The following is a 10484-nucleotide window of genomic DNA, read 5'->3' as shown; positions in this document are numbered from 1 at the left end:
TGGGCGGTCCGGTGGGCTTTGAGCACCTCGACGCACCGGGCCGGAAGCGCGATCGTGCGTTGCCCGGCCTGGCTCTTCGTCGGGCCGACCATCAGCCCCACACCACGCACCCGGGTCACCTGACGGGCCACGCGCAGCGTGGAAGCCGACTCGTCAAAGTCCGACCAGCGCAGCGCGAGCGCCTCCCCGCGCCGCAGACCCACCATCGCCAGCAGCACATACAGCGCGTAGAGCCGCGTGGACTTCGCCTCTTCGAGCAGCCGGAGCCCGTCTTCCTTGCTCAGCGCGACGACCTTCCGCTTGGGCTTACGGGCTTTCGGGACGCGCAGCGTCTCGGCGACGTTGCGCGTGATCTTCTCGGTGATGACCGCTTCGTTGAGCGCCTGGTGCAGGACCGTGCGCAGCGTCCGCATGGTCGACGTGCTGTAGCCGTCCGCAGCCTTGCGGTTCAGGAACCGCTGTAGGTCCTCGTGCTTCAGCTCGACGAGACGATGTTTGCCGAGCGCCGGCCGGATGTGATTGTTGACCATGTCGCGGTAATTCGATTTCGTGGACTCCGCCCTTTCAGACGGCTTGACGATCTCTTCGAGCCAGTAGGTCAGAAAGTCCCCGAAGCGGGAGCGTCGGTCAAGGTTGGCGATGCCCTCCGACTTCGCCTGTCGCGCCTTTCGCTGTTCCTCGATCGCCTCTTCCTGTGTCTTGAAGTACCGGGGCACCCGCTTGCGCCGCCCGCTCACGAAGCCGTAGTCGATTTCGACCACCCAACGCTGTCGATCCTCACGCCAGTAGATCGACCCCTCACCCTGGCCACGGCGACCACGGCTCTTCCGCGCTGGCGACGGAGTGTCTTCCGAGAACTCGTCCCCGGCAGCGTCCTGCCCGGCCATCACTCGGCGTCCAGGGGGTTGCCGTCGGGCCATTCGACGTTGTCGCACCACGCGCAGCCGTACCGGCTGTCTCCCATGTCGCAGGCAAACTTGATCTCCTCGCCAGGCTGCGGGTAGCGGCGCCCCTGGTCGCGCGCGGCCCGGTCGAGGTGTTCGCGGAGCGCCTGCTGAAGGCTCATTCGCCGAGGCGCGTCGTCGCCGTAATCGTCGGTGGGCATGCTGAAGTCAGCTCCTTGCCGAAAGAACGGGAAAGGTGCACGCGGGTCGCAGGTCGCGTTGCCCGGTGTCGGTGGGGATTCCGTTCTCTGGGCGCCTGGATGGTCTGTCAGGGCGCCGGCCGTATCCAGGGCACTGCGTGTCGCTTACGCGATCGGCCTACGGCCGACCCTGGACACGTCCGACACCCTGACAGCAGAAAAGGCATCCAGAGAACGGAAGAAAAATGGGGTAAGGGCGGGCAGGAATGCCGCTACAAGCGGAAGACGCTCGCCGCCGCCGGGCCCGTCGAGGGATTCGGGACGGCCGGGACGGCTGCCGGAGCGCCAGGCACGCAACGGAAGATCAGGACCGCGTCGACGTCGCCGAAGTGCTCGGTGAAGAAGGCATCGGGCGGAAGGTCCGTGAGGACCGCCACCAGGTCGCCGACGTCCGCGCCGGGCCGGATGGTGAGTTCGTGGCCCCCGGTGTCGGTCGCGCGCACCGCGACAAGCGGCGAGTCACCGCCGGGGGTGCGCCAGGCACCGAAGCCACCGGACGAGAAGATGGGCATAGGGTCTCGCTCCTGTCGTGAGCAGGGTGGGATCTCAGGTCCCGGTCGGGTGTTGCAGCACCCACCGGGACCGCCATCTCTTAGCAGTCGCTAAGTCGTGTCCGATGATGCGGGTCCGACTTAGCACATGTCAAGTACTCTTCCGCCGTGGGACGGGTACAGCTCATGGGCACGGCCGAGATCGCCGAGCGTCTCGGCGTGAGTCGGGTCCGCGTGCACCAGATCGCCACCACCGATCCGTCCTTCCCCGAGCCGCTCGACGAGATCAAGGCCGGCAAGGTCTGGCTTGCAGAGGACATCGAGCGATGGATCACCGAGCACCGGGCCGCCAAGCAGTGACCGGGTGGCGCGCGGCCGCGGTGTCCCGACCCGTTCATGCGGCCCGCCCCTCACAGCCGCCACGCAACCGATCCACGTAGGCATCGAGCGCGGCACGCGGGATACGCCGAGACCGACCGATGTACACCGATTCGAGGACGCCCACGGCAAGCAGCTCGTACACGGTGCTCCGGCTAACCGCGAGGCTCTCGGCGGCTTCGACCGGGGTCAGAAGCAGTTTGGTCATCTACGCCTTCCAGGCGAGCGAGGCAAGCGATCAGGCAGCGCGGACCGCGTCCGGTGGACCGATTGCCGGAAACCCTCCGCCGGTGGCATGTCGGGCCGCGTCGAGCTGAGCCCGCCAGGCATGCCGTTGCGCGACCGCGTGCAACAGCAGGTGTTCGCGACGAGGCGTCGCCGGGTCACCGGGACGGAGAAGCGTCCACACCGTCCGCGCCGGGTCCGTGCCGAGCGCGGCCACCGGGCCGGTTCCGGTCTGGCCGAGGGCTTCGAGCTGTTCACGGACCCAGGCGCCCCGGTCCGCTCGGTGATCGGTCAGAGATTTGCCGGACCATTTCCGGCTGACGAGCACGCGCCGGCCGCCGAAGCCGAGGGTTTCGCGCCGGTGTGCCTTGCCCCGGCATCGCCCCGGGACGAGGCCCGGTTTCGCGTTGCGCGGCTGGACGCCGTAACGCAGCCAGTTCGCGCAGGTCGGCGCGCATGGTTCGTACCGCAGCGCGTCCGCGAGCCGGTCCACATGCCGACGCTGGGCATCGGTGGCGACGTCGTGGCAGGTGTCGAGGCTCTTGGTCAGATATTTGGTCAGGTAGCCGATCATCCGGCCGGTGGTCGCCGAGTTCGCCGTCACCCCGTCCGCGCGCAGTTGCGGACCGAAGCGGACGACGTGCGTGGGTTCGTCGTCCTCGCCGATCGTGTCCAGCGCCTCATCCCAGATCGGCAGCGCCGCGCCGGTGTCCGGGTCGAGGTAGCCGCCGGCCGCATCGTCCCAGACCGGTAGCCGATCATCGCCGTACACGGGCCGGTCGCACGGTGGCCACCAGACCTGGTGATAGGTCGCCGCCGCCACCTGGCGTAGCAGGACCCGCGGGACGGTGCCGCGGATGGCCGCGTGCAGATGCGGCGCGAGCCGCCGTTGCGGTTCGAGCGCGGCGAAGTACTGGACCTCCCAGCCGACCGCCCGCCGGAGGTTCTGCCAGAACCGATCTACCAGCTTGGGAAAGTGGATCGCGTCCCGGGCCGCCCGCCGGTAGTCGTAGCCGTCCGGGTCCACCGGGGTGCCGTCGCTCGTGACCCGCCCGTAGGAGTCGCAGGTGAGCGTCAGGAACATCGACGGCCGCCACACCGTCCCATCCGCCGCCTCGTATGTCCGGCCGACCGTGCGCTTGTCCACTGGGAGCCGGGGCAGGTCGGGCGCGTCCTGGCGTCGACGGGTCGAGCGGACACGGCGTGGTCGGTCCCGACTGTCCGGGGCCGCCTTGCCCCGCACGCCGAGGGTCGACAGTTCGTCGTCGACCTGGCCGATGAGATCGTCGATCTCGCTGACGCCGGCGGCATCCCCGGCACGCTCCGTGTCGAGTCGGAGAGCTTCGAGGTCTGCCCGGAAGCCGGCAAGAATCTTGGCCTCCTCCGATGGCGGGTCCGGGTCGGGTAGCGGTTCGTCGTCGAGATGCCAGCCCGCTTTGCACTGCGCCATCCGTAGCCGCCGTGCCCGTTCCGCACACGGCGGGCACTTGCTCGCCAGCGTCGCCCCGCACGGTACGGGGATGATCTCGGTTTCGCCGGTGTCCAGGTTCGTTCGCCGCATCGGCATCGGGCGGACGCAGACACCGTTGTCGATGGCGACGGTTTCGACGACGTGCCGGGCCAAGGGCATCCGCATCCGCGCCGCCCGTGACCCGGGACGCCCCCCGGTGGGGTCCACGCTGGCCGGGTCATGGCCGAGAGCCGGGCCGGTCACGCCACATCCCCCAGGTCTCCGCGACCATCGGACGGGCCGTGTCCGGGCAGGTCGCCGTCGAGGTAGGGGCCAAGGTCCGGGGTCCACCCGTCCTCGACCGGATGTAGCGGCCGGTAGGCCCACACGGTCCGGCTGATCTCGGCATCGTCGACGAACACTGCCCGCACCCGCACCGGGTCGGGTTGCCCGTCGTGCAGCACATAGCCCACCCCGGGCAGGGACACCGGGATCTCGTCCGCCCGCGCACCGCGGTCACGGGCACCGGAGCCGAGCACGAGATCCGCCTGTTCCGGTTCGGTCATGCGCAACGCGACCCGGACGGGGAACAGGTCGCGGAAGGGCAGCACGTCCTTACGCGGGTCCTGCACCGCCGCCACCACAACCACGCCGGGCGCCCGCCCCTGCGACAGCAGCAGCGGCAACGCCGCACCGATCCGTTTCTTCACGTCGCGGTCGGTGACGTAGGCCGTCAACGAGGCGATCTCATCCACGATTAGCACGACCAGCGGCTCAGCCGGAGTCGGCGCATGCAGCCGGGTTCGCCCCCGTAGCCGGGCCGTCCGCTCCTGCATCACGTCCACCGCGTCGTCAAGAAGGTCCGCGATCGACTCCGTGTCTGTGGCGAACCGGGCAAACAGCGGTTCCCCGAAGGCGAGTTCCATCCCTCCCTTCGGATCACACACCCACAGCTCGACGAGACCAGCGCGGATCGCCGGACCGAGACCGCGGATGATCGACCACAGCACCGACCCTTTCCCCGCCCCAGTCGCCCCCGCGACGAGCACATGTGTCCCGCGGATGGGGAGCATCCACGGCGCGCCGTCCTCGCACTGGCCGACCAGAACCGCACCCAGCCCCGCGACGAGAGGGTCAGGGTCGCCGTGCCGTTCCTCGTCCGTGTCGTCGGTCCGGTCGTGGATGATCGCAGGTCCGGGAGTGTCGAGGCCGGCCGGGGTGACGGGCCGGGTCAGGGTGTCCTTCCGGTAGAAGTGCAGCCGGACGAACCGGAACGTCTCGGCGTGCACCTGGCAGCGCCGCGCCCGAAAGACATGGCGTAGTCCTTCGGCCTGCTCCGCCCACTGTTCCGGGGTCTGTCCGGGCAGCAGTTCCACCCGCAGCACGTCCACCGCGCGAGTGGAGCGGATCGAGCGGATACGCGGGAAGTACTCGTCAAAGGTGACCCGGTCGCCGTTCGACGTAGGCATGCGGATAGCAAGACCGGTGTGGACCATCGCCGGCCGCCACCGCCACCGGTAGACGAAGGTCAGCCGCACCCGGCCCCACACCCACCGGGCCAGCCAGCCGAACGACCGGGCGTGCAGCCGCCACCACACAACCGCGACCAGGACCAGCCCGACGAGCAGCGCCACCAGGCCCAGCGGCCCGAACCGGCGGGTGAACAGCAGCAGGCCGAGCGCGACCGGCACGGCCACCCGATGCCGCCAGCACCAGCGCAGCCCGAGCACCAGCCCTTTACCGGCCACCGCCAGGAGCAGCATCCACAGCGGCACGCGGACCTTGTCGGCCCGGGACGGAATCCGGGGAATTCCCCGATCACCGTTGATTCTGGACATGACAAATACCACCTGTTTCAGAGCGCACGGAAGCAGGAGCAGAAAGAAACGAGGAAATCAGGGGAGGCAGGCCCGGAACCGCCAGTCGGAACCGAGGGTTCCGGGCCGCCTATCTGAAATAGAGCAGGGAATTGGCTACGCGGCGAACTGCCCCGAGGAGTCAGCCGCGTCCTGTATGGTGAACCGGAACCGTTCGCATTCGACGAGGTAATCGTTCACCGCGCCCAGCAGCGCATACGCGAACTCGACATGATCGGCGGTCACCGCGGTACCGGCCGGCAAGAAAGAGAGCAGCGTCCGGCCCACCTGGACCGCGAGGATCGGCGGCTTGTCCGGGGAGATGCGGCAGCGCACCGACCAGTCCGCGCCCACGTGCAGCCCCAGATGCGTCGAGGAGCGCAGTCCGTCCGCGCCGAGCCCGCTCACGCCGCCACCGCCGGGCCGGGACGCCGCGCCGAGGCCACCGGACCAACCGGGCGCATCGCCGCCGCCCGCAAGGAGAACGCCACCCGCCCGTTGGCGTCCACGTAGGGCACCACGGCCAACCCCTCGAACAGCACCGGCCGAAACGGCGTGCCCGGCATCGGGTCCGGTGGTACCGGCGCCACCTCACCGAGGATCTTCACCTTCAGTTCGGACTTCCGCGCCGCCGGGTCCGCGTCCATGACCCGCACCGACCACACCAGCTCGCCGGTGTCCTTGTCCCGCGCCTGCACATCCGGCGCCTTCGCCTTCACCTTGTCGTAGTCGTTCGCCGCCTCCACCCCCAGCACGAACGCGCCGTGCGGGAACACGTCCTCAAAGCGCACCGGAATACGCCCGGGAACCGCCATCGCGCCACCTCCACTCGTCTCGCTGACCCCGGAACCATCTGTGTGTTCCGGCTGACGAGGTACACGATCCACCGCTCACCAAGCGCGTATCAACCGCCAACCAGGCGTTGTATGTATCGGTAGCATGGCCGTCATGCGCGCCGTATTGGTTCATGCCATGGTGATATGACGCGCGGGTATGCCGATGGCGCTCTTTTGCAGGTCGCTAATATGCGCGCATGGCTGACCGGAAAACCCCGCCGGTATACAGGACGAGAGGGCCGGTGGACGGCGAGGACTGGGCCGCCGTCGCCGCGGCGCTCAACGACCGGATGGCCCGCCGCCGCATCGGACAACAGGACCTTGCCCGCGCGTCAGGGGTGTCCGTGTCGACCCTGCGTGAGCTTCAGCACGGCGCCGGCCGCCGCGTGCAGAACAAGACCTTGACCGCGATCGCCCGCGCGTTGGAGTGGCCCGACGACCACCTGATACACGTCCTGGTGTCCGGCGCACCGGCCGAAGACGACGAGGCGAACGAGCCCACCGGCCGGGAGATCCTCGCCGTCCTGGCCCGTCTGGAAGAGCGCATAACCGAGGTCATGACCAGACTCGCCGCCGTCGAACAGGCCATCATCAGGTCGGGCAGCCGGACACCGTCGTGAGACGACGAAGGGCCGGGCCTCACGGCGAGGTCCGGCCCTTGTGACGTTCCGAGATGTCAGCCCGGCACGGGGCGGCTCCCGGAGCGGGCAAACCGCCGGCGGATCACCTGACGGCGCAGCGCATCGGCGACATCGGCTTTCCCCGCCTCGTACGCTGCGCGTTCCCCTTCGGTCATCCACCGCCGACCGTTGCCCGCCCCCACCCGCACCGGGTCGAGTTCAAGCATCGCCCGCAGGAACGGCCCGGGAATCTGCCGCCGGGACAGCCGCGCGCCGGAGGCTTCGTAGACGAGGACCACGTCAACATCCCCAAACGCCTCAGCGAACCGCAGGCCAGGCGGCATCTCCGCCATCGCCGCATGCAACGCCTGAGCCGACGAACCCGCCGGAACCACCAGCGCCCAGGCGTCCACACCCCAGGGCAGCAGGCCCACGCCCGGTTCCTCGTCCGCCCGGCACGGGCCACTCGTCCACGTCATCGTGAACCCCCGTGCCCATTCCGCGGATTCGCTCCGGTCTGTCTGGTCCTGGTCCATGGCATCCGCTGTGCCCCTCATCCGTCGTGTCACCTCACGGTCTGGACGCCACCCCGTCCCGCGGAGCCCGGCTCTACGCGAACACGAGGCGGGGTGGCTTGCGAACCAGACTCGTCCGCGCCCGATGCGTCACGAAACGTCAAGATGGCAAGATACGGTGCGCATGGAATCCGGACGGTTCACCGCCTGCCGAGCGGTTGACGGGCGCCAGCCGAGCGCCAAAGCATCAGAACAGCGGCGAATGACCCATACCAAGGTGGCATGGTGGCGCTAGTCTCTGCGTAGCGACCTGACCACCCGCTGACCCTGGCAGTCGGCCCGTACCCGAGGAGATGGCGGATGGCCCAGCCCGCCCCTCCATACACCGCCTCGCCCGAGCTTCTTGCTCGCGACGAGTTCCGCGCCGCCTGCGAGACCCTGGACTTTCAGACGATCTTCCGCCTGATGCGCAAGTACGACGGCGCCAGCCAGGACCGCGTGTCCTCCCCCGTACCGGGGCTCACGCAAAGCCGGGTCAGCCGGGTCATGAGCGGCGAGACCCGCATCACCTCACTGGACCTTGTCCAGCGCATCGCCGACGCCTTACGCATCCCCGGCGCCTACTTCCGACTCGCCCCGCGCCCGTGGGAGAGCATGGAGCCCGTGACCGTCGCGGAACCGGCATCGGTGGCAACACCCACCAGCCCGGTCATCCCCAGCCAGCCCGCCGCCGGCACGACGAGCACGGCCAGCGTGACCCCGCCGGCCGGTGGGACGGTCGGTGACGTCGAGGACCGCAGCCTGACCATCGACATCGAAGTTGCCGACGACGGGTGGGCGACGCTGACCTACCGGCACGAGCTCTACAACGCCACGGCCACGCCGTTCACCAGGTTGAACCGGGAACTGTGGTTCGAGACCACCAACGGCCCGTTGCAGATCGAGGCCCTGCCCTCCCCCGACCGGAACATCATCGTCCAGCGCATCCACGACACCAAGCTCAGCGCCCGGTTCGCGTGCCAGATCTTCCCAGCGATCCAGCCCGGAGAGTCCGCGATCGTCGGCTACCGGAGCACCGGCGGACGGTTCGTCTACGACCACTACTGGCGACAGTCAATCGTCCGCCCGACCGGCACGCTCACGATCCGGCTTCGCCACCAGGGCGTCACGGTGTTGACCCGGTGCACGGCGACCGAGGACCGGCCGGACGGGTCGGAGATCTCGGCGACCGACGGCCTGTCGTTCTCCCGAGACGAGACCGGAGTCGTCATCGAGTTGACGCGGCGGAACCTCCGGCCGAACCAGTTCGTGACGCTGCGATGGGACACCGCCCATGCGACTCCGTGACGACATCGAGCGGACGCTACGGGCATGGGACGCTTACGAGACCGCGCGCCAGGCTGCCCCGATCATCGATTTCGACTGTGCGCCCGTTCCGGACAAAGCGACGGCCGCCCCAAGCCGTTTGGATGTGCACAGCGCACTTTCCGCGTTGTCCGCACGGGCCGAGGATGAAGGCGACCCGGTGTGCGCCGAGCAACTCCACGCGCACCTGGCCTATCTCGGCGCGTTGCTCGGTGAACGGCCCCCGCTCGACGACTACCTGACCGCCACCCAGGGATGCCCCGCGGCCGGATGGCCCGACGAGTACGTGACCACCATCGGAGAACGCGCCCGCGCCGCCCTGGCCGATCTCGGCATTTCGTGGGACGCCACCACCGACTGTCAGCTACGCGAAACCGAAGGCCCGGTCGACCCAGCCGACGCCCCCGAGCTGATCCGGGCCGCAGCCAGCGAGGCAGAGTCGGCCGTTCGCGCCCTTGCCGAAACTGATGCGCCGTACACCCTGGAGATCACAACCGCCGACGTTGACGCCTACTGGGCCTACTGGCTCGACGGCACCGGTCAGCACGTGCGGCTACGGCTCAACCTCCGTAACGCCGCCTTCACCAAGGTACGCATCCGCCAGTTCGCCCTACACGAAATTCTCGGCCACGCCCTTCAAAGCGCCAGCTACACCGCCACCGCCAGCCGGACCGACGTGCCGTGGCCACGTCTGCTGTCGGTCCACGCGCCATATCAAGTGCTGTTGGAAGGCATCGCCCAAGCCATGCCGTTGTTCGTCGTCCCCGACGACACCGCCGTCACGGCCCGGGTCCGCTTGGACCACTACCTACAACTCGTCCGCGCCGAGCTGCACCAGGGCGTCAACACCGGTGCAGCGGTCGCCGAATGCGCCGAGCACGCCCGTGCCCGTGTTCCGTTCTGGACCACGGCCGCCATCGCCGACATTCTCACCGACCGCGGTAACGACCCTCAGCTACGTAGCTACCTGTGGGCCTACCCCGCCGGCATCGACTGGTTCGTCTCCCTCGCCGATACCGCCGACACCGACACCGTGGGGAAGGTCTTCCGTGCCACCTACGCCCAGCCCCGCACCCCGCACCAGCTCACCGAACTTTGGCCGGCTGGCCCCCGCATCGGCGGACCCGGCGCCCTTGTTCGTCTACGGAAGCCTCCTCTTCCCTGACGTCCTGCGCGTTCTTATCGACCGCGACCCCCACCGTGTCCCGGCCACGGTCGCCGGATGGCGCGTCATCGCCCTACCCGAACGCCTCTACCCCGGCCTCGTACCCGACCAGACCGCCACCGCCACCGGGCACCTGTTCGACGACCTCACCCAGGCGGAGCGGGAAACCCTCGACGCTTTCGAAGCCGACATCTACACCCTGACCCGCGTCCCCCTGGACCATGGCCGCCACGCATGGGCCTACGCCTGCACCAACCCCGCCGAGTTCCTCCCCGCCGAACCATGGAGCCCCGACGAGTTCGCCCACACCCACCTACCCGCCTACGTAGACCGCTGCACCACATGGCGCCGCCGCCACGAGTCGAGCCCGTAGCCCGCAGGTTGCCGAATCTCTCGCTCTTAGATCAAGCCGGTGGCGGGCACGCGCCGCGCAGCCGCA

The 10484-nt window shown here is 69.0% G+C and carries 14 protein-coding genes; 5 read left to right on the top strand and 9 right to left on the bottom strand.

What is annotated here, in order from left to right; genetic code table 11:
* The 3 genes from DD1DGNOD_RS25275 to DD1DGNOD_RS25265 form a co-directional block, all read right to left on the bottom strand.
* Positions 1-761: tyrosine-type recombinase/integrase (locus tag DD1DGNOD_RS25275; protein WP_241255975.1), on the bottom strand; the 761-nt coding region annotated here is incomplete at its 3' end.
* Positions 762-886: 125 nt separating this feature from the next.
* Positions 887-1105, bottom strand: a complete 219-nt coding sequence (locus tag DD1DGNOD_RS25270) for a hypothetical protein (RefSeq protein ID WP_131764621.1) — start codon at positions 1103-1105, stop codon at positions 887-889.
* Positions 1106-1356: 251 nt separating this feature from the next.
* Complete coding sequence (locus DD1DGNOD_RS25265; protein ID WP_131764620.1) at positions 1357-1656, bottom strand: hypothetical protein; 300 nt, start codon at positions 1654-1656, stop codon at positions 1357-1359.
* 165 nt (positions 1657-1821) lie between these two features.
* Between DD1DGNOD_RS25265 and DD1DGNOD_RS25260 the strand changes: the two genes are divergently transcribed.
* On the top strand, positions 1822-1995 hold the full coding sequence (locus DD1DGNOD_RS25260; RefSeq protein ID WP_131764619.1) for a DNA-binding protein: 174 nt from the start codon (positions 1822-1824) through the stop codon (positions 1993-1995).
* A gap of 34 nt (positions 1996-2029) precedes the next feature.
* On the opposite strand, the gene DD1DGNOD_RS25255 is transcribed toward DD1DGNOD_RS25260, so the two are convergent.
* The 5 genes from DD1DGNOD_RS25255 to DD1DGNOD_RS25235 form a co-directional block, all read right to left on the bottom strand.
* On the bottom strand, positions 2030-2221 hold the full coding sequence (locus DD1DGNOD_RS25255) for an excisionase family DNA-binding protein (RefSeq protein WP_131764618.1): 192 nt from the start codon (positions 2219-2221) through the stop codon (positions 2030-2032).
* Between the two features lie 30 nt (positions 2222-2251).
* Positions 2252-3952, bottom strand: coding sequence for a replication initiator (locus DD1DGNOD_RS25250; RefSeq protein ID WP_131764617.1), 1701 nt, complete (start codon positions 3950-3952; stop codon positions 2252-2254).
* Entirely contained in the window at positions 3949-5526 is a 1578-nt protein-coding gene (locus DD1DGNOD_RS25245; protein ID WP_131764616.1) for an FtsK/SpoIIIE domain-containing protein, read from the bottom strand. The genes DD1DGNOD_RS25250 and DD1DGNOD_RS25245 overlap by 4 nt, the downstream gene beginning before the upstream one ends.
* A 135-nt stretch (positions 5527-5661) precedes the next feature.
* A complete protein-coding gene (locus tag DD1DGNOD_RS25240; protein WP_131764615.1) occupies positions 5662-5952 on the bottom strand; it encodes a hypothetical protein in 291 nt (96 codons plus the stop codon).
* Positions 5949-6359 (bottom strand): plasmid replication, integration and excision activator, encoded by a 411-nt coding sequence (locus DD1DGNOD_RS25235; RefSeq protein ID WP_131764614.1) that lies wholly within the window; start codon positions 6357-6359, stop codon positions 5949-5951. The genes DD1DGNOD_RS25240 and DD1DGNOD_RS25235 overlap by 4 nt, the downstream gene beginning before the upstream one ends.
* A gap of 218 nt (positions 6360-6577) precedes the next feature.
* Between DD1DGNOD_RS25235 and DD1DGNOD_RS25230 the strand changes: the two genes are divergently transcribed.
* Positions 6578-7000 carry a helix-turn-helix domain-containing protein gene (locus DD1DGNOD_RS25230; protein ID WP_131764613.1) on the top strand — a complete coding sequence of 141 codons (423 nt, stop codon included), beginning with the start codon at positions 6578-6580 and terminating at the stop codon, positions 6998-7000.
* 56 nt (positions 7001-7056) lie between these two features.
* On the opposite strand, the gene DD1DGNOD_RS25225 is transcribed toward DD1DGNOD_RS25230, so the two are convergent.
* The gene (locus DD1DGNOD_RS25225) at positions 7057-7557 is read right to left on the bottom strand and encodes a hypothetical protein (RefSeq protein ID WP_430827867.1); all 501 of its coding nucleotides are present in this window, start codon (positions 7555-7557) and stop codon (positions 7057-7059) included.
* A gap of 318 nt (positions 7558-7875) precedes the next feature.
* Here DD1DGNOD_RS25225 and DD1DGNOD_RS25220 point away from each other — a divergent pair, with 318 nt between their 5' ends.
* From DD1DGNOD_RS25220 to DD1DGNOD_RS25210, 3 genes are read left to right on the top strand one after another with little or no spacing between them, the layout of a single operon-like run.
* Positions 7876-8862, top strand: coding sequence for a helix-turn-helix domain-containing protein (locus DD1DGNOD_RS25220; RefSeq protein ID WP_131764612.1), 987 nt, complete (start codon positions 7876-7878; stop codon positions 8860-8862).
* Positions 8849-10045, top strand: a complete 1197-nt coding sequence (locus tag DD1DGNOD_RS25215; protein ID WP_131764611.1) for a hypothetical protein — start codon at positions 8849-8851, stop codon at positions 10043-10045. Before DD1DGNOD_RS25220 ends, DD1DGNOD_RS25215 begins: the two co-directional genes overlap by 14 nt.
* On the top strand, positions 10014-10418 hold the full coding sequence (locus tag DD1DGNOD_RS25210) for a gamma-glutamylcyclotransferase family protein (protein WP_241251076.1): 405 nt from the start codon (positions 10014-10016) through the stop codon (positions 10416-10418). Before DD1DGNOD_RS25215 ends, DD1DGNOD_RS25210 begins: the two co-directional genes overlap by 32 nt.
* The last annotated feature ends 66 nt before the right edge of the window (positions 10419-10484 follow it).

The organism is Candidatus Protofrankia californiensis (genome assembly GCF_900634765.1).
Lineage (GTDB): Bacteria > Actinomycetota > Actinomycetes > Frankiales > Frankiaceae > Protofrankia > Protofrankia californiensis.
Note: the sequence above shows the minus strand (reverse complement) of the source record. Positions and strands in the feature narration are given on the sequence as shown.